This window comes from Microbacterium sp. 69-10 (assembly GCF_001897945.1).
Lineage (GTDB): Bacteria > Actinomycetota > Actinomycetes > Actinomycetales > Microbacteriaceae > Microbacterium.
The window spans coordinates 188,106-206,409 of sequence record NZ_MKRT01000022.1 but is presented as its reverse complement, the minus strand read 5'-3'; the positions used below and the strand labels follow the sequence as shown (position 1 = coordinate 206,409).

Below are 18,304 nucleotides of genomic sequence, written 5' to 3'. Positions count from 1 at the left end.
CCCCCCCCCCGCCGCAGCATCCGCATCGCACACAGCATCCGCCGCGACGGCCGGCGCGGAACTGGACGGTCTCGCGGTGCTCTCCCGCGAGCGGATGAGCCCGCTGCGCAAGGCCGTCAGCGCCAAGCTGTCGCGCAGCCGCGCCGAGATCCCCGAGGCGACCGTGTGGGTCGACGTCGACGCGACCGAGCTGTGGAACCTGCGCTCGCAGATGGCGCCCGAAGGCGGCAAGGCGCCGTCACTCACCGCGCTGATCGCCCGCTACACGCTGATCGCCCTGGCCGAGTACCCGATGCTGGCGTCGCGTCTGAGCGATGACGCCACCGAGATCATCTCGTTCGAGGGCGTGAACCTCGGCATCGCGGCCGACACCGACCGCGGACTGATGGTGCCGGTCATCCCGAAGGCCCACGGCCTGAGCGTCGAGGAGCTGGATGCCGCGCTGCGCGAACTGGCCGCCACGGCTCGCGCCGGCGGGATGCCGCCCGAGCGGCTGCGCGGCTCGACCTTCACGCTCAACAACTACGGCGGCTTCGGCGTGGACGGCTCCACCCCGATCATCAACCACCCCGACGTGGCGATGCTCGGCATCGGCCGCATGATCGAACGCCCCTGGGTGGTCGACGGGGCGATCGTCGCCCGCCGCATCGCGCAGATCTCGCTCGTGTTCGACCACCGTGTGTGCGACGGCGGCTACGCCGCCGGGTTCCTGCGCCGCGTCGTGGAGCTCATCGAGCACCCGCTGCGCGCCTACGGCCGGGTCTGAACCGCGCTTCCGGACGGACAGAAGTGAGGGCTGACCGGGAATCCCGGTCAGCCCTCACTCGTCAGGCGACGGTCAGCGCGTGACGGTGCCATTCGCCCGCGCGGCGACGACCTCGATGCTCTGAGTGTCGAGCGGGGCGCCCCGCGTCTCCTTCACGAACGACACCGCGACCAGCGACACGATCGTGATCGCGAGGATGTACACGCCGATCGACCAGGATGCACCGGTGTTCTTGAGCAGCAGCTCGGCGATCAGCGGAGCGAACGCGCCGCCCAGGATCGCGCCGAGCGCGTAGCCGATCGAGACGCCCGAGTAGCGCACGTCCGCGGGGAACATCTCCGCGTAGAGCGCCGACTGCGGACCATAGGAGAGCCCGAGTCCGATGGTGAGTACGAACAGCGCGACGAAGAACAGTCCCACGTTCCCGGTGTCGATCAGGAACCACATCGGCACCGACCAGACGGCCAGCAGGCCGTACCCGATCTGGAAGGTCCGCACGCGGCCGATCCGGTCGGACACCCACCCGCCGGCCATGGTGAAGATCAGCCAGCCGAACGAGGCGAGGGTGGTCATCAGCAGCGCGGTCGGACGGGGCATGCCGATGACGGTCGACACGTAGGTCGTGAAGAACGCGATGAGCAGATATCCGGCGGCGTTGTTCGCGATGAAGATCAGGGCCGTGAGGACGACCTCGCGCGTGTGGTGCTTGAAGAGCAGGGACAGCGGCGCGGAGGACTCCCGGCGCCGCTCCTGCAGCTCCAGGAAGACCGGCGACTCCTCCACCGAACGCCGGATGAGGTAGCCCACCACGATCAGCACGATCGAGAACAGGAACGGCAGGCGCCAGCCCCAGGCGAGGAACGCCTCGGGCCCGATGGCGAGATTGAGCACCCACATGGTGAAGGTGGCGAGGATCATGCCGACCGGCACGCCGATCTGCGGGTAGGCGCCGAAGAGGCCGCGGCGCTCCTTCGGAGCGTGCTCGACGGACATCAGAGCGGCACCGCCCCACTCGCCGCCGGCCGAGAAGCCCTGCAGCACGCGCAGGAGCACGAGCAGCACGGTCGCCATGATGCCGATGTCGGCATATGTCGGCAGCACGCCGATCAGCGAGGTGGAGGCGCCCATCAGGATGAGGGTCAGCACAAGCATCCGCTTGCGGCCGAGGCGGTCGCCGAGGTGGCCCGCGATCACGGCCCCCAGCGGCCGGAACAGGAACGAGATGCCCAGCGATGCCCAGGAGGCGATCTGGCCGCCGGTCGCCCCCAGCGGGGCGAAGAACAGCTCGCCGAAGACGAGCCCGGCCGCCTGCGCGTAGATGAAGAAGTCGTACCACTCGATGGTCGTGCCGACGAGGGTGCCGGCCAGCACGCGGCGCTCCTCGCGCCGTCTGTCGATCGTGTTCGCCATAGGGAACTCCGTTGTTCGGGTAGCGGAAACTGACCGGTGGGTCAGCAAATCGGGACACTACCGCATCCCGGGCGCGGACCGCGCGCCTTTCGGCCGAAAACATGTCGCCGTCGGGTTGCCAGCCGCGCGATGATCTGCCATCGTATTACTGAACGATCGGTCTGCTATTGGCACCGAGCGCGCGCGAAAGGATGACGATGTCCGAGGCCTTCCTGGTTGATGGGATCCGCACGCCCGTGGGGCGCTACGGAGGCGCGCTCTCGAGCGTGCGCCCGGACGATCTCGCCGCGCTCGTCGTGGGCGAGACCGTGTCCCGGTCCGGTGTGCCGCATGACGCGATCGACGAGGTGATCCTGGGCGCGGCCAACCAGGCCGGCGAGGACAACCGCAACGTCGCCCGCATGGCGGTGCTGCTGGCCGGCCTGCCCGACACCCTCCCCGGAATCACCGTGAACCGCCTCTGCGCATCCGGCATGTCCGCGATCACGATGGCCTCTCAGGCCATCCGCTCCGGAGACGCCGACGTGATCGTGGCAGGTGGCGTGGAGTCCATGTCCCGCGCCCCGTGGGTGCAGGCCAAGCCCGACCGCGCATGGGCCAAGCCAGGAGCGGTGTTCGACACCTCGATCGGCTGGCGCTTCGCGAACCCGAGGCTGGTCGCCCGCGACAAGGCCACCTTCTCGATGCCCGAGACCGCCGAGGAGGTCGCCCGCGTCGACGGGATCAGCAGAGCGGATGCCGATGCCTTCGCCCTGCTCAGCCACCAGCGCGCTCTCGCGGCGATCGACGCCGGTCGCCTCGCCGCCGAGATCGTCCCCGTCGAGACCGCCCGCGGCATCGTCGACACGGACGAGGGCCCGCGCCCGGAGACCTCGCTGGAGGTGCTCGCCAAGCTGCGCCCCGTGGTCGCAGGCGGAGAGGTCGTCACCGCGGGCAACGCCAGTTCCCTCAACGACGGCGCCTCGGCGATCGTGGTGGCCAGCGCGGATGCCGTCGAGCGGCACGGCCTGCGCGCGCGGGCGCGCATCGTCGCCTCGGCGACCGCGGCGCTCGCCCCCGAGATCATGGGCCTCGGCCCGGTGCCCGCCACGGAGAAGGCGCTCGCGAAGGCCGGGCTCACGGTCGCGGACCTCGGCGCCGTCGAGCTGAACGAGGCGTTCGCGACGCAGTCGCTGGCCAGCATCCGCCGTCTGGGTCTGGATCCCGAGATCGTCAACGCCGACGGCGGCGCGATCGCCCTCGGGCATCCGCTCGGCTCCAGCGGATCGCGCCTGATCGTCACCCTCCTGCGCCGCCTGGAGGCGACCGGCGCCCGCTACGGCCTCGCGACCATGTGCGTGGGCGTCGGCCAGGGCACGGCCATGATCGTGGAGCGCCTGGATGCCTGAGCCCGTCCCCGGAGCGCTGCTGCTGGAGCGCCGCGACGACCGCGTCGTCGCCACCCTGAATCGGCCCGAGAAGCGCAATGCGATCGACCAGCGCATGATCGACGAGCTGCACGCCCTGTGCGAGGAGCTCGAGCGGGATCCCCGCGTCCTCATCCTGATCGGTGCGGGCGGCGTGTTCGCCTCCGGTGCGGACATCGGACAGCTGCGCGACCGCACCGCCGAGGATGCCCGTCGCGGCATCAACTCGACGGCTTTCCGCCGCATCCGCTCCCTGCCGATGCCCGTGATCGCCGCCGTCGACGGCTACGCCCTGGGCGGCGGCGCCGAGCTGGCGTACGCGGCCGACATCCGCATCGCCACGCCGCGCGTGAAGTTCGGCAACCCCGAGACAGGCCTCGGCATCATCGCCGCCGCGGGGGCCACCTGGCGGCTGCCCGAGATCGTCGGCCACGCCCGCGCCAGCGAGCTGCTTCTCACCGGCCGCATCATCGACGCCGACGAGGCTCTGTCGTGGGGCCTGGTGTCGTCCCTGCACGAGCCCGACGCGCTGCTCGACGCCGCGCATGCCCTCGCGGACCGCATCGGCGCGAACGGCGCCCGCGCCACGGAGCTCACCAAACGCGCCCTGCTCGCCCCGGCCGACCAGCATCCGGCGATAGAGCTCGAGGTGCAGGCCGAGCTGTTCGACAGCGACGAGAAGCACCGCAGGATGACGGCGTTCCTGGAACGCCGCACCGCCACGCAGCAGAAGACGGAGAAGAACTCATGACCGTACCCGGAACCGTCGGCGTGCTCGGCGGCGGACGCATGGGAGCGGGCATCGCACACGCCTTCCTGCTCGCCGGCTCCCGTGTGATCCTCGTCGAGCGCGATGCGGAGTCGGCGGATGCCGCCCGCGAACGCGTGCTGGCCAGCATCGCCACCTCGGTGCAGCGCGGCGACCTCGCAGACGCCGATCACGCCACGTCCTCGCTCTCGGTCAGCACCGACTTCGCCGACTTCGCGGCGGCCTCTCTCGTCGTCGAAGCCGTCCCCGAGGACCGGGATCTCAAGGCGGGCGCACTCGCCCGGATCGAGGACGCCGTGGCCGAGAAGGCCGTGCTCGCCACGAACACGTCCTCGATCTCGATCGACGACCTGGCGGCATCGCTGGCCCGGCCCAGCCGGTTCCTCGGCCTGCACTTCTTCAACCCCGTCCCGGCCTCCAAGCTCGTCGAGATCGTGGTCGGCGAGCGCACCGGCAAGGACGTCGTCACCTCCGCCCGGGAATGGGTCGCGACGCTGCGCAAGACCCCCGTCGTCGTGCGCGACTCCCCCGGCTTCGCATCCAGCCGGCTGGGCGTGATGCTCGCGCTCGAGGCGATCCGGATGCTGGAGGAGAACGTGGCGGATGCCGCGGACATCGACGCCGCCATGGAGCTGGGCTACCGCCATCCGATGGGTCCTCTGCGCACGACCGACGTGGTCGGGCTGGATGTGCGGCTGGGGATCGCCGAGGAGCTGGCGCGCGAGCTGGGACCGCGGTTCGAGCCGCCGGCGCTCTTGCGACGGATGGTCGCCGAGGGGAAGCTGGGCCGCAAGAGCGGCGAAGGATTCTACGTGTGGAACGAGGAACGATGACCGACTACCTGCCTGGCTCTTATCTGCCGAGCTACGTCCAGGGCGCCTGGTGGACTCCCACCGCGCCGGCGAAGGCGGCTGAGGTCCGCGACGCCTCCACCGGCGAGGTGATCACGCGGGTCTCCACCGAGGGCCTCGACCTGGTCGGTGCGCTCGAGTACGCCCGCACGACCGGGCACGCGAGCCTGGCCGCCCTCACCTTCCACCAGCGCGCGGTCCTGCTCAAGCAGTTCGCCCTCGCCCTCACCGAGCGCAAGGACGAGCTGTACGCGCTGTCGGCGCGCACCGGCGCGACGAAGGTGGACTCCTGGGTGGACATCGACGGCGGCATCGGCGTGCTGTTCTCGTACTCCGGCAAGGGCCGCCGCGAGCTGCCCAACAGCCGCGTGCACGTCGACGGCCCGGTCGAGCCGCTCTCGAAGGACGGCACGTTCCTCGGCCGCCACGTGTACACCACGCTCCCCGGCGTGGCCGTGCAGATCAACGCCTTCAACTTCCCGGTGTGGGGATCGCTGGAGAAGTTCGCGCCGGCGTTCCTGGCCGGCATGCCCACGCTCGTCAAGCCTGCCACTCCCACCGGCTACCTGGCCGAGGCGATGGTGCGCATCCTCGTCGAGTCCGGTCTGCTGCCGGAGGGGTCGCTGCAGCTCGTCAGCGGCAGCGTGCCCGACCTTTTCGACAGCCTGCGGCTGGGCGACCTTGTCGGCTTCACCGGCAGCGCGTCGACCGCGGAGTCGCTGCGCCGGCCCCCGTCGGTGCAGACCGGCGGTGTGCGCTTCACCGCCGAGACCGACTCGATCAACGCCTCGGTGCTCGGCACGGATGCCACGGCCGGGACCCCGGAGTTCGATGCCTACGTGCGGCAGCTGGTCACCGAGATGACCACGAAGGCCGGACAGAAGTGCACCGCGATCCGCCGCGCGATCGTGCCGGCCGCGGCGGCCGATGACGTGATCGCGGCCGTGCAGGCCCGTATCGCCGAGAAGACCGTGCTGGGCGACCCGCGCGCCGAGGGCGTCACCATGGGGCCCCTGGCGTCGACCGCGCAGCGCGACGAGGTGCTGCGGCAGGTGCAGAAGCTGCAGGATGCCGGTGGCCGGGTCGTGGTCGGGACCACGGATGCCCCCGAGGTGCGTCTGGCCGATGGCACCACCGGCGTCGCACCGGACGGAGCCTTCGTCTCGCCGGTGCTGCTGCGCTTCGACGACGCGCAGGCGGAGTCCGTGCACGGCGTCGAGGCATTCGGACCCGTCTCGTCGCTGCTCACCTACGACACCACCGCGCAGGCCGCGGCGCTTGTCAACCGCGGCGGCGGATCGCTGGTGACCAGCGTCGCCACGCACGACCCCGCCCAGGCCGTGGAGCTCGCGACGCGCATCGCCCCGTACAACGGCCGGATGCTGCTGCTCGACCGCGACGACGCCCGCTCCTCCACGGGCCACGGATCCCCGCTGCCCAACCTCGTGCACGGCGGGCCCGGACGCGCCGGCGGCGGCGAGGAGCTCGGCGGCATCCGCGCGGTGCTGCACCACATGCAGCGCACCGCGGTGCAGGGCTCCCCCGAGATGCTCACCGCGCTGACCGGTGTGTGGCACGCCGGTGCGACCGCGCACGCCGACGGCCAGCACCCGTTCCGCAAGTCGCTGTCCGAGCTGCGCATCGGCGACCAGATCGTGTCGGCCTCGCGTGAGGTCACCCTGGACGACATCGAGACCTTCGCGCACTTCACCGGCGACACGTTCTACGCCCACATGGACGAGAAGTCGGCGGCGGCGAACCCGTTCTTCCCCGGCCGGGTCGCGCACGGCTACCTGCTGGTGTCGTGGGCGGCGGGCCTGTTCGTCGACCCGGAGCCCGGCCCCGTGCTCGCAAACTACGGGCTGGAGAACCTGCGCTTCATCACCCCGGTCTCCCCCGGCGACAGCATCCTCGTCGAGCTGACCGCCAAGCAGATCACCCCTCGCGAGACCGATGAGTACGGCGAGGTGCGCTGGGACGCCGTGATCCGCAACCAGGAGGATGAGCTCGTCGCCACCTACGACGTGCTCACGCTGGTGAGCAAGGAGCCGGTCGCGGCGGAGGTCTCGGCATGAGGGCGATGATGCAGCGGGACGCCGCGTCGGCGATGCTCGGCATGTCGGTCGAGCTCGACGAGCCGGGGCGGGCTGTCGTGTCGATGGTCGTGCGCGAGGACATGCTCAACGGCTTCGCGATCACGCACGGCGGGCTGGTGTTCACGCTCGCCGACACCGCGTTCGCGATCGCCTGCAACGAGGACGAGCGTGTGACCGTCGCTGCCGGCGCTGACATCACCTTCCTCAAGTCGACCGGTGCCGGCCAGACCCTGACGGCGACCGCCGTGAAGCGCGTCGTCAGCGGACGCACCGGCCTGTACGACGTGACGGTGACCGACGAGACCGGCGACCTGGTCGCCGAGTTCCGCGGCCGATCCATCACCACCAACCGCGCCGCCGAATGACGCACTGACCCTCACCCGGAGCACCAGATGTCGACGATGACAGCCCCCGCAGCAGACCAGCTCGACCCCGCAGAGCGACTCTCCCGGCCCGAGCTGGAGGCGCTCCAGCTGGAGCGCCTCCAGTGGACCGTCCGCCACGCCTACGAGAACGTGCCGCACTACACGCGCAAGCTCGACGAGGCCGGCGTCTCGCCCGACGACATCCGGTCGCTCGCCGACGTACGGCTGCTGCCCTTCACCACAAAGGAGGACCTGCGGCAGAACTACCCGTTCGGCATGTTCGCCGTGCCGATGGAGCAGGTGCGCCGTGTGCACGCCTCATCGGGCACGACGGGCCGCCCCACCGTGGTCGGCTACACCGACGCCGACCTGTCGAACTGGGCCGACCTCATCGCCAGATCGCTGCGCGCCTCCGGCATCCGCCCCGGCATGAAGGTGCACAACGCCTACGGCTATGGCCTGTTCACCGGCGGGCTGGGCGCTCACGCCGGCATCGAGCGGCTGGGTGCGACGGTCATCCCGATGTCGGGAGGTCAGACCGCCCGTCAGGTGCAGCTCATCCAGGACTTCCAGCCGGATGCCATCCTCTGCACTCCCAGCTATCTCCTCACGATCGCCGACGCGATGGAGGAGGCGGGCATCGACCCGAGATCGACGTCGCTGAAGGTCGCGGTGCTCGGCGCCGAGCCGTGGACCAACGAGATGCGTGCCGAGCTGGAACGTCGCCTGGGCATCGATGCACTGGACATCTACGGCCTGAGCGAGGTGATGGGCCCCGGCGTCGGAAACGAGTGCGTCGAGACGAAGGACGGCCCGCACATCTGGGAGGACCATTTCCTGCCCGAGGTGGTCGACGAGAACGGACAGCCCCTGCCCGACGGCGAGATCGGCGAGCTGGTGTTCACCTCGCTGACCAAGCAGGCGTTCCCGGTGCTGCGCTATCGCACACGCGACCTCACCCGTCTGCTCCCCGGCACCGCGCGGCCGGCGATGCGCCGCATGGAGAAGGTCACCGGCCGCAACGACGACATGATCATCCTGCGCGGCGTGAACATCTTCCCCACCCAGATCGAGGAGCTCGTCCTGGGCATCGAGCAGCTCACCCCGCATTTCGTCATCGAGCTGACCCGCGCGGGCCGGATGGACGCCATGGCGGTGCGCATCGAACGCCACCCGAGTCTGGAGCGCGACGTGTGCGAAGCCGCAGCGAAGGTGCTGGCCGAACGCATCAAGACGCACGTCGGCTCCAGCGTCGCGGTATGCCTGGAAGAACCCGGGACACTCCCGCGCAGCGAAGGCAAGTACAAGCGGGTCTACGACCTGCGCTGACGGCTCGTGCCGGCTCAGCCCGGATCAGAACTGCGTCTGTCAGCGGGCTGCGGGATGCAGTTCTGACCCGGTCTGCTGGCTGAGATGCGGTTCTGATCCAGTCTGTTTCCGCGGCTGAAGCAGAATCGGGATAGCGTCTGACAATGAGCTTCCTGGCCCGGGTGAGAGCGCGCAGCGCAGAACTCCATGCAGCGCTCGATCCGCTGGGCGCTCGTCAAATCTATGTCTTCGGCAGCGTCGCCCGCGGCGACGACACCGAGGCAAGCGACGTCGATCTGCTGGTCGATCTCGAGCCGGATGCCGGGATCTTCGCGCTGCTGCAGATGCAGGGTGAATCAGAGCGGATCCTCGAGCGACGAGTGGACCTGGTACCGAGAGACGGGCTGAAGCCGGAGGTCGTGGAGGCCGTGACGAGCGAGATGATCCTGCTCTGACGTCAGTATCCGTTGGCTGGTGAGACTTCCCTTCCAGCACGAGGCTTGCCCCGTTGAGCCCCGTGTCGTGCGGGAACGCAGGTCTCGACGAGCGTCCTACCCCCGCAGGGCGAGGGTGAACGGCAGTACGGCTGTCGCGCCGGCCTGCCGCAGCGCGCGGGCGGCGACGGTGAGGGTCCAGCGACTGTCGGCGATGTCGTCGACCAGCAGCACGGGGCCCTCCGGGACCTGCAGCCCCTCGGCGGTGAAGCGATCCCACACCCCGGCCAGGCGGAAGGCGCTGTTGCCGCCGGGGCCTCCGGTCGGCCCTCCGTCGGCGAAGCGGAGCTCGCCCAGGTACGGCAGCCGCCCGATCTCCGCGAAGCCGCGCGCCAGCGTGCCGGTCAGCTGCGGGCGCGAACGCGACGGCATCCCGACCACTGCGATGGGTCGATCCGCCCAGTCCCAGCCGGCGAGCACGCGCACGCAGGCCGCCAGCACCTGCGGTGACACCGGGGCATCCGCCGCTCCCGCGGCGAACAGTTCGCGCAGCGTGCCACCCCAGCCCAGATCCGTCAGCCGGGCCAGCGCCCGGCCTTCAGCGGCCTGCTCATCCGCGCCGATGCGCCCCTTCACGGGGACGCCGAGCCGGTCGGCGCCCGTGGGCCACTGACGACGCGGCTCGATGGGCACGCCGACGCGATCCAGGGCACCGGAGGCTGCTGCTCCGGCATCCGCCCCGATCTCGGTCGGGAACCAGGTGCCGGCGCAGTTGTCGCAGCGGCCGCAGGGCGCAGCGGTGGCATCGTCCAGGGAGCGCTGCAGGAACTCCATCCGGCAGCCACCGGTCTGCTGGTAGTCGATCATGTGCTGCTGCTCGGCCCGTCGCTCGGCGGCGATGCGCTCGTAGCGCTCGGCGTCGTAGGTCCAGCCGGCCCCGGTGGACACCCAGCCTCCCTGCACGCGCCGGACCGCGCCGTCGACGTCGAGCACCTTCAGCAGCAGCTCCAGCGGGGTGCGGCGGATGTCGACCATCGCCTCGAGGGCCGGCGTCGAGATCGGGACGTCGCCGAGTGCGGCGATCACCCGCTCGGCGCGCTCCCGGTCGGGCATGGACGCCGTGGCGAAGTAGTGCCAGATGTCCTTGTCCTCCACGCCGGGCAGAAGCAGCACGTCGGCGCTCTCGCTGGCGCGCCCCGCACGCCCGACCTGCTGGTAGTACGCGACCGGCGACGACGGGGCGCCGAGGTGGATCACGAACCCGAGATCCGGCTTGTCGAAGCCCATCCCCAGCGCGCTGGTGGCGATCAGCGCCTTGACCTCATTGCGCTTGAGCATCCCCTCGGACTCCTCGCGCTCCTCGGCGTCCGTCTGCCCGGTGTACGCGCGCACGTCGTGACCGTGCTCGCGCAGCAGCCGCGCGGTGTCGACGGCCGCCGCGACCGTGAGCGTGTAGATGATGCCGGAACCGGGCAGATCGTCGAGGTGGCTCAGCAGCCAGGCCAGCCGGCTCGCGGCGTTCGGCAGCTGCAGCACGCCGAGTCGCAGGGATGCCCGGGCGAGCGGTCCACGGATCGTGAGGACGTCCTCGCCGCCCAGCTGCTCGGCGACGTCGGCGACCACACGGCTGTTCGCCGTCGCCGTGGTGGCGAGCACGGGCACCCCGGCCGGCATCTGCGCGATCAGGTCGCGCAGCCGCCGGTAGTCGGGCCGGAAGTCGTGGCCCCAGTCGCTGATGCAGTGCGCCTCGTCGACCACCAGCATCCCGATGCGCCGCACCAGCGTCGGCAGCTGCTGCTCCCGGAACGCGGGATTGTTCAGCCGCTCGGGCGAGACCAGCAGCACGTCCACCTCGTCGCGATCGAGCCGCGCCACCACGTCGTCCCACTCGTGCGCGTTGGTGGAGTTGATCGCGACCGCCCGCACCCCGGCGCGCTCGGCCGCGGCGATCTGGTCGCGCATCAGCGCGAGCAGCGGAGAGACCAGCACGGTGGGCCCTGCCCCCTGCCTGCGCAGCAGCAGGGTCGCGACGAAGTACACCGCGGACTTGCCCCAGCCGGTGCGCTGCACGACCAGCGCCCGGCGGCGCTCGGCGACCAGCGCCTCGATCGCCTCGTACTGCCCGTCATGGAAGCCGGCATCCGGGCGCCCGACGAGGTCCCGCAGGGCGGCGAGGGCGGCATCGCGGGTGGTGGAGGTCATGCCTTCCACTCTGCCCCACGCGACCGACACGGACGACCGGACTAACGTGGGCACATGATCAGTCGCGAGCTCGCCGTCGCCCTGCGGGACGCCGGGCTGGTGTGGCATCCGGCCTCCGGTGATCGCTTCCAGCTCGACCTGCCCGACGACGTCGAGCCGGAGATCGAGGCCGAGACCTTCACCGTCAGCGAGATGACGATCGAGGCGCGGCGCACGCCGCGCGGCACGGATCTCGCGTTCAACGGCACGACCGAATGGGCTCTGGATGCCGTCGAGCTGGCCGACGCGATCTGGATGCCACGGGAGGACCAGCTCCGCGAACTGCTGCGCGGCACGTTCCGCCGGCTCGTCCGGCTGCCGGACGCGTTCCTCGTCGAGGTCGAGATCGCCGGTGAGACGCTGCAGTACGAACATCCGGACCCGTCCGAGGCCTACGGGCGGGCGCTGCTGGAACTGATCTCCCGCTCCCGCTGAGCACTGCCGCTTGTGCGGCTCGGCATCCGTATGCGAGAATTACCAAACGATCGGTCAGTAAAAGATCACACGCCGAGGAGTCGAAGATGACCGCACCCGCAGACCTGTCCGTGGTGGACGACGCCGACGCGCTCGCGCGCTTCGACGAGCTCGTCGCCAACGAGCAGCGCATCGAGCCCCGCGACTGGATGCCGGAGGCGTACCGCAAGACGCTGATCCGCCAGATCTCCCAGCACGCGCACTCCGAGATCATCGGCATGCAGCCGGAGGGCAACTGGATCACACGCGCGCCCAGCCTGAAGCGCAAGGCCATCCTGATGGCCAAGGTGCAGGACGAGGCGGGCCACGGCCTGTACCTGTACTCCGCCGCTCAGACCCTGGGCATCACGCGCGACACGATGATGCAGCAGCTGATCGACGGAAAGGCCAAGTACTCGTCGATCTTCAACTACCCCACCCCCACCTGGGCAGACATGGGAGCGATCGGCTGGCTGGTCGACGGCGCCGCCATCGTGAACCAGGTGCCGCTGTGCCGCTGCTCGTACGGCCCGTACGGGCGTGCCATGGTGCGCGTGTGCAAGGAGGAGTCCTTCCACCAGCGACAGGGCTTCGAGATCCTGCTGACGCTCATGCAGGGCACGGAGGAGCAGCGCGAGATGGCGCAGGACGCCGTGAACCGCTGGTACTGGCCGAGCCTGGCCATGTTCGGCCCGCCCGATGACCAGTCCCCCAACTCCGCGCAGTCGATGACCTGGAAGATCAAGCGCTTCTCGAACGACGACCTGCGCCAGCGCTTCGTCGGGATGCTCGTGCCGCAGGCCGAGATCCTCGGGATCACGCTGCCCGACCCCGACCTGCGCTGGAACGACGAGACGCAGAGCTACGACATGGGTGAGATCGACTGGGACGAGTTCTTCGAGGTGCTCAAGGGCAACGGCCCCTGCAACGCCGAGCGGATCGAGCGTCGGCGCACCGCCCACGAGGAGGGCGCCTGGGTGCGCGAGGCCGCGGCCGAGTACGCCCGCAAGCAGGCCCTCTGTGCGGAAGGACAGGTGGCGTGATGGCGACCCCCGGCGGCTCCCCCGAGGAGACCTGGCCTCTGTGGGAGGTCTTCGTCCGCGCGAACCGCGGCCTGAGCCACGTGCACGTCGGCTCGCTGCACGCGCCCGACGCGAGCATGGCGGTCCGCAACGCCCGCGACCTGTACACCCGTCGCAACGAGGGCGTGTCGATCTGGGTCGTGCCGGCGGATGCCATCACCACGAGCGACCCCGATGACAAGGGCGCGTTCTTCGAGAGCCCGGCGGGCAAGAACTACCGGCACGCCGTGTACTACACGGCATCCGAGGGGGTGCCGCACCTGTGAGCCACGAGGATGTCCACGTCTCGGTCGACGAGCTCGAGCTCGCCTCCGAGCTCTCCGGGGGCGAGGCGATCGCCGCGTCCGCCGACATCGCCGAGTACGCGCTCTGGCTCGCCGACGACGCACTGATCCTGTCGCAGCAGCTGGGAGCGTGGATCTCGCGCGCACCGGAGCTGGAGGAGGACGTCGCCCTCGGCAACATCGCCCTCGACCTGCTCGGACACGCCCGCTCGCTGCTGCGCTACGCCGGTTCCTGGGACGGCCGCAGCGAGGATGATCTGGCCTACTTCCGCGACGAGGCCGAGTTCCGCAGCGCCTGGCTCATGGAGCAGCCCAACGGCGACTTCGCGCAGACCATCGCGCGCCAGCTCCTGGCATCCGCCTACATGTTCGAGCTGTACTCCGCGCTGCGCCGCTCGACCGACGAGACCCTCGCCGCGATCGCCGAGAAGTCCCTCAAGGAGGTCGACTACCACCGCGACCACGCCGTGCAGTGGGTGCTGCGCCTGGCCGGCGGCACCGAGCTCTCCCGCGAGCGGATGATCCGCGCGCTGAACGACGTATGGCCGTACGTCGACGAGCTCTTCCGCGACGACCCGCTGATCGATCGCCTCGGCGACGCGGCGGCGCGCCCGTCCGCGCTCCGCGCCGGCTTCGACGCGGTGATCGCGACCGTGCTCGCCGAGGCCGAGCTCGAGACGCCGACGATCGGCCAGTCCCGGGCCGGCGGCCGCCACGGCGCTCACTCGACGCCGATGGGCCACCTGCTCGCCGAGATGCAGGTGCTCGCCCGACGGCATCCCGGAGCGAGCTGGTGAGCACCATGACCATCTCCGATGTCGCCACCGCACGTGCGCGGGAGATCGCCGCACGCGTGACCGACCCCGAGATCCCCGTCCTGACCATCGAGGACCTCGGCGTGCTGCGGGATGTCAGGACGGATGCCGCAGGGCGCGTCACCGTCGACATCACGCCGACGTACAGCGGATGCCCGGCGATGGACGCCATCCGCGACGACGTCATCCTCGCACTCACCGCGGAGGGATTCGAGGACGTCGAGGTGCGGCTGGTGCTCTCCCCCGCCTGGACCACCGACTGGATGAGCGAGGCGGGCAAACGCAAGCTCGCCGAGTTCGGCATCGCCCCGCCCTCCGGCCGGGCCGCCCTCGGGCAGGGGCCCATCCGCCTCTCGCTCAGCGTCAAGTGCCCGCGGTGCGGTTCACTGAACACGCGCGAGGTGTCCCGCTTCGGCTCCACCTCGTGCAAGGCGCTCTACGAGTGCCGCGCGTGCCTGGAGCCCTTCGACCATTTCAAGGTGATCTGATGTCGCTGTTCCGGATGCCCGATTCCCGCCCGCACGAGAGCGCCGCCGCGCACCCGAGCGGAGACCGGCACCGCGCACGGTTCCACACGCTGACCGTGTCTGACGTGCGCCACCTCACCGACGACGCCATCGAGGTGGGCTTCACGGTTCCCGCGGAGCTCGCCGACGACTACGCCTACCTTCCCGGTCAGTACGTGGCGCTGCGCGTGCACCTCGACGGTGCGGAGGTGCGCCGCTCGTACTCGCTGTGCCGCCCGCCGGTGCCCGTGCGCGACGGCGCCACCAGCCTGGCGGTCGCCGTCAAGCGCGACGAGGGCGGTCTGTTCTCCACCTGGGCGCAGACCGAACTTCATCCGGGCTTCGAGATCGACGTGATGAGCCCGCAGGGCACGTTCACCTCGGGGCTCGAGGAGCTCGAGGGCACGCACGTCGTCGGCATCGCCGCCGGATCCGGCATCACGCCGATGATGGCGCTCGCGCGCAATCTGCTCACGGCGTCCGAGACGACGCGCTTCACGCTGCTGTACACGAACAAGTCCACCAGCGACGTGATGTTCCTCGAAGACCTCGCGGACCTCAAGGACCGCTACCCGACCCGGCTGGTGCTGCACCACGTGCTCTCACGCGAGCAGCGCACCGCGCCGGTGCTCTCCGGACGCATCGACGAGGAGAAGCTGCGCACGATCCTCGACTCGCTCATCCTGCCGTCCACGGTCGACGAGTGGTTCCTGTGCGGCCCGTTCGCCCTGGTCGACCTGTGCCGCGAGGTGCTGGCCGACATCGGCGTGCCCCGCGAGCACGTGCGCTTCGAACTGTTCACCACCGGCGACGCCCCCTCCGAGCGCGGTCCCCGCCAGGTGGAGGTGCGCGCCGGAGAGAAGGCGTACCGCATCGAGATCAACCTCGACGGCGTCTCCTCGACGGTGGAGAGCCCTGTCGATGCGCACGAGTCGGTGCTGAACGCCGCGCTGCGCGTGCGACCCGACGCCCCGTTCGCGTGCTCGGGAGGCGTGTGCGGCACCTGCCGTGCACGGGTGCTCGAGGGCAGCGTGACGATGACCGAGAACTACGCGCTGGAGCCCGACGAGCTCGAGCGCGGCTACGTGCTCACCTGCCAGTCCCACCCCACCACCGACCGCATCGTCGTCGATTACGACGTCTGACCCGACAGCACCGGCCTGCCCACGACCGAAGGAGCACCATGATCGACCTCGACATCGCGTCGGACGTCGCGCACGTCACGCTCAACGCGCCCTCGAAGCTCAACTCGCTCGACGAGCAGGCGCTGCACGACCTGGGCCGTGCATACGACGAGGCCGAGCGGGCGGGCGTCCGTGCCCTGGTGCTGCGTGGCGAGGGCCGGGCGTTCTGCGCCGGCCGTGACATCTCCGGCGTCGATCCGCGGGATGACGACGTGATCGGCTACCTCGGAGGCCTGGTCACCCCGCTCCTCAAGCGGATGGCGGCCTTCCCCGCCCCGACGTTCGCCGTCGCGCACGGCGCATGCCTGGGCGTCGGCTTGGGACTGCTGATCGCCACGGATGTCGTGTACGTCGCCGAGTCCGCGAAGATCGGCTCTCCGTTCGCCGCGCTCGGGGCGACGCTCGACTCCGGCGGGCATGCGCTGTTCCTCGACCGGCTGGGCGCGCACAAGACGCTCGACCTCATCTACACGGGCCGGCTCATGACGGGTGCCGAGGCCGTGGCATCCGGCCTGTTCTCCCGCGTGCTCCCCGACGACGAGGTCGCACAGGCCGCCGAGGATGCCGCGGCTGCGGCCTCCCGCGGCGCGACGGCGGCGTTCCTCGCGAGCAAGCAGCTGGTCGCCCGCATCCGGGACGAGCGGCTGGCACTGTGGGAGTCGGTCGAGATCGAGAACGCCGCCCAGGCGGCGCTGTGCGACACCGAGGACTACCGCGAGGGCTTCGCCGCCTTCCAGCAGAAGCGCAAGCCGGAGTTCCACGGGCGCTGACAACGTCGGCGGCCGGTGCGACAATGCCGGGATGATGCTCTCGGAGCTGGTCACCACCACCGACGAGGTCGCGGCGACATCGTCGCGGCTGGCCAAGATCGACGCGCTCGCACGGCTGCTGGAGCGAGCCGAGCCGGACGAGGTCGTGCCACTGGTCGGCCTGCTGCTCGCCTCACCACGACAGGGCCGGCTCGGAGTGGGCTGGCGCACGCTGACCTCGCTCGACGTCGCGCACACCACCGCAGCGGCCCTCACCATCGCCGACGTCGATCGGATGCTGGATTCCCTGGCCGCCGCGTCCGGTTCCGGATCCGCCGCCGCGCGGCACGACCTTCTCACCGACCTCGCCGCGCGCGCCACCGAGGCCGAGTGGGACCTGCTCGCCCGCGCGATGCTCGGCGAGCTGCGCACCGGCGCCCTGTCCGGCGTGCTGCTCGATGCGATCGCCAGGGCATCCGGACGACCGGTCGCCTCCGTCCGCCGCGCGGCCATGCTCGCCGGCGACCTCGGCGAGACCACCCGGCTGGCGCTGACCGGCACGGAGGCCGAACTGGACGCCGTCGGCCTGCAGGTGGGCCGCCCTGTGCTGCCGATGCTCGCGGCGAGCGCCGCGACCCCGACGGCGGCACTCGAGATCACCGGCCGCGCCTCGGTGGAGTACAAGCTCGACGGGGCCCGCATCCAGGTGCACCGGCACGGCGATGAGGTGGGCGTGTTCACCCGCAGCCTCGCCGACATCACGCACCGGGTGCCCGAGCTCGTGGAGATCGTTCGTGCGCTTCCCGTGCACGATGCGATCCTCGACGGCGAGACGCTGTCGCTCGACGAGGACGGCGCGCCGCGCCCGTTCCAGGAGACGATGTCGCGCTTCGGCGCGGACGCGTCCCGCGAGCTCGCGCTGCGCCCCTGGTTCTTCGACGTGCTGCACCTGGACGGCCGCGACCTGATCGACGAGCCGCTCTCCACCCGTCTCGCCGAGCTCGAGCGCGTCGCGGGCGAGTGGCGGATGCCGGGGATCGTCACCGACGACGCGGAGGCCGCCGAGCAGCTGTCCCGCGAGGCGCTGGCCGCCGGTCACGAAGGCGTCGTCGTGAAGGCCACAGGTTCCCCGTACAGCGCCGGCCGGCGCGGAAAGTCCTGGGTCAAGGTCAAGCCCGTGCTCACGTTCGACCTGGTCGTGCTGGCCGCCGAATGGGGATCGGGCCGCCGCCGCGTGATGCTGTCCAATCTGCATCTGGGCGCGCTCGACCCCCTGGGCGAGTTCGTCGAGCCGGGCGGGCTCGTGATGGTCGGCAAGACGTTCAAGGGCCTCACCGACGAGCTGCTGCGCTGGCAGACCGAGACCTTCCCCGGCCTCGAGAGCCATCGCACGCCGCACGCGGTCTTCCTGCGCCCCGAGGTCGTCGTCGAGATCGCGATTGACGGTGTGCAGCGCTCCCCGCGCTATCCCGGCGGCATCGCGCTGCGCTTCGCCCGGGTCAAGGGCTATCGCCCCGACAAGCAGCCCGCCGAGGCGGACACCGTTCAGACGCTGCGCGCACTGCTGCGCGGCTGACCACCCCGG

At 70.6% G+C, this 18,304-nt stretch carries 18 protein-coding genes; 16 read left to right on the top strand and 2 right to left on the bottom strand.

The features are described from left to right. Nucleotides 1-766 (top strand): dihydrolipoamide acetyltransferase family protein (locus BGN97_RS10070; protein ID WP_292700803.1); only part of this gene is annotated, 766 nt, incomplete at its 5' end. Nucleotides 767-838: 72 nt separating this feature from the next. Here the strand turns inward: BGN97_RS10070 and BGN97_RS10065 are convergent. After that, entirely contained in the window at nt 839-2,176 is a 1,338-nt protein-coding gene (locus tag BGN97_RS10065) for an MFS transporter (protein ID WP_292700800.1), read from the bottom strand. Between the two features lie 197 nt (nt 2,177-2,373). Here BGN97_RS10065 and BGN97_RS10060 point away from each other — a divergent pair, with 197 nt between their 5' ends. From BGN97_RS10060 to BGN97_RS10030, 7 genes are all read left to right on the top strand, one after another. Continuing rightward, nucleotides 2,374-3,564: an acetyl-CoA C-acyltransferase gene (locus BGN97_RS10060; RefSeq protein WP_292700797.1), complete on the top strand. Its 1,191-nt coding sequence runs from the start codon at nt 2,374-2,376 to the stop codon at nt 3,562-3,564. After that, the gene (locus tag BGN97_RS10055; protein WP_292700793.1) at nt 3,557-4,333 is read left to right on the top strand and encodes an enoyl-CoA hydratase/isomerase family protein; all 777 of its coding nucleotides are present in this window, start codon (nt 3,557-3,559) and stop codon (nt 4,331-4,333) included. The genes BGN97_RS10060 and BGN97_RS10055 overlap by 8 nt, the downstream gene beginning before the upstream one ends. Continuing rightward, a complete protein-coding gene (locus BGN97_RS10050) occupies nt 4,330-5,184 on the top strand; it encodes a 3-hydroxyacyl-CoA dehydrogenase family protein (protein WP_292700790.1) in 855 nt (284 codons plus the stop codon). The genes BGN97_RS10055 and BGN97_RS10050 overlap by 4 nt, the downstream gene beginning before the upstream one ends. Further along, on the top strand, nt 5,181-7,277 hold the full coding sequence (gene paaZ, locus BGN97_RS10045) for a phenylacetic acid degradation bifunctional protein PaaZ (protein WP_292700787.1): 2,097 nt from the start codon (nt 5,181-5,183) through the stop codon (nt 7,275-7,277). The genes BGN97_RS10050 and paaZ overlap by 4 nt, the downstream gene beginning before the upstream one ends. Before the next feature lie 5 nt (nt 7,278-7,282). Next, on the top strand, nt 7,283-7,663 hold the full coding sequence (gene paaI, locus BGN97_RS10040) for a hydroxyphenylacetyl-CoA thioesterase PaaI (RefSeq protein WP_292700784.1): 381 nt from the start codon (nt 7,283-7,285) through the stop codon (nt 7,661-7,663). Nucleotides 7,664-7,699: 36 nt separating this feature from the next. Beyond that, on the top strand, nt 7,700-8,992 hold the full coding sequence (paaK, locus tag BGN97_RS10035) for a phenylacetate--CoA ligase PaaK (RefSeq protein WP_292700781.1): 1,293 nt from the start codon (nt 7,700-7,702) through the stop codon (nt 8,990-8,992). A 143-nt stretch (nt 8,993-9,135) separates the two neighbouring features. After that, complete coding sequence (locus tag BGN97_RS10030) at nt 9,136-9,426, top strand: nucleotidyltransferase domain-containing protein (protein ID WP_292700778.1); 291 nt, start codon at nt 9,136-9,138, stop codon at nt 9,424-9,426. 96 nt (nt 9,427-9,522) lie between these two features. Here the strand turns inward: BGN97_RS10030 and BGN97_RS10025 are convergent, their stop codons facing one another. Then, nucleotides 9,523-11,607 (bottom strand): RecQ family ATP-dependent DNA helicase, encoded by a 2,085-nt coding sequence (locus BGN97_RS10025; RefSeq protein WP_292700775.1) that lies wholly within the window; start codon nt 11,605-11,607, stop codon nt 9,523-9,525. A 54-nt stretch (nt 11,608-11,661) separates the two neighbouring features. On the opposite strand from BGN97_RS10025, the gene BGN97_RS10020 reads away from it, so the two are divergent. The 8 genes from BGN97_RS10020 to BGN97_RS09985 all read left to right on the top strand — a co-directional run bounded on the left by BGN97_RS10020 (nt 11,662) and on the right by BGN97_RS09985 (nt 18,295). Then, nucleotides 11,662-12,081 carry a pilus assembly protein CpaE gene (locus tag BGN97_RS10020; RefSeq protein WP_292700771.1) on the top strand — a complete coding sequence of 140 codons (420 nt, stop codon included), beginning with the start codon at nt 11,662-11,664 and terminating at the stop codon, nt 12,079-12,081. 86 nt (nt 12,082-12,167) lie between these two features. Beyond that, a complete protein-coding gene (gene paaA / locus BGN97_RS10015; RefSeq protein WP_292700768.1) occupies nt 12,168-13,142 on the top strand; it encodes a 1,2-phenylacetyl-CoA epoxidase subunit PaaA in 975 nt (324 codons plus the stop codon). Then, nucleotides 13,142-13,447 (top strand): 1,2-phenylacetyl-CoA epoxidase subunit PaaB, encoded by a 306-nt coding sequence (gene paaB / locus BGN97_RS10010; protein WP_285635722.1) that lies wholly within the window; start codon nt 13,142-13,144, stop codon nt 13,445-13,447. The genes paaA and paaB overlap by 1 nt, the downstream gene beginning before the upstream one ends. Continuing rightward, nucleotides 13,444-14,262, top strand: a complete 819-nt coding sequence (gene paaC / locus BGN97_RS10005; protein ID WP_292700765.1) for a 1,2-phenylacetyl-CoA epoxidase subunit PaaC — start codon at nt 13,444-13,446, stop codon at nt 14,260-14,262. Before paaB ends, paaC begins: the two co-directional genes overlap by 4 nt. Nucleotides 14,263-14,267: 5 nt before the next feature. Next, the gene (paaD, locus tag BGN97_RS10000) at nt 14,268-14,768 is read left to right on the top strand and encodes a 1,2-phenylacetyl-CoA epoxidase subunit PaaD (RefSeq protein WP_292700856.1); all 501 of its coding nucleotides are present in this window, start codon (nt 14,268-14,270) and stop codon (nt 14,766-14,768) included. A 14-nt stretch (nt 14,769-14,782) separates the two neighbouring features. Next, nucleotides 14,783-15,931, top strand: a complete 1,149-nt coding sequence (gene paaE, locus BGN97_RS09995) for a 1,2-phenylacetyl-CoA epoxidase subunit PaaE (protein ID WP_292700853.1) — start codon at nt 14,783-14,785, stop codon at nt 15,929-15,931. A gap of 38 nt (nt 15,932-15,969) precedes the next feature. Beyond that, nucleotides 15,970-16,740 (top strand): enoyl-CoA hydratase/isomerase family protein, encoded by a 771-nt coding sequence (locus tag BGN97_RS09990; RefSeq protein WP_292700763.1) that lies wholly within the window; start codon nt 15,970-15,972, stop codon nt 16,738-16,740. 31 nt (nt 16,741-16,771) lie between these two features. Next, a complete protein-coding gene (locus BGN97_RS09985) occupies nt 16,772-18,295 on the top strand; it encodes an ATP-dependent DNA ligase (protein ID WP_292700761.1) in 1,524 nt (507 codons plus the stop codon). Nucleotides 18,296-18,304 lie beyond the last annotated feature (9 nt).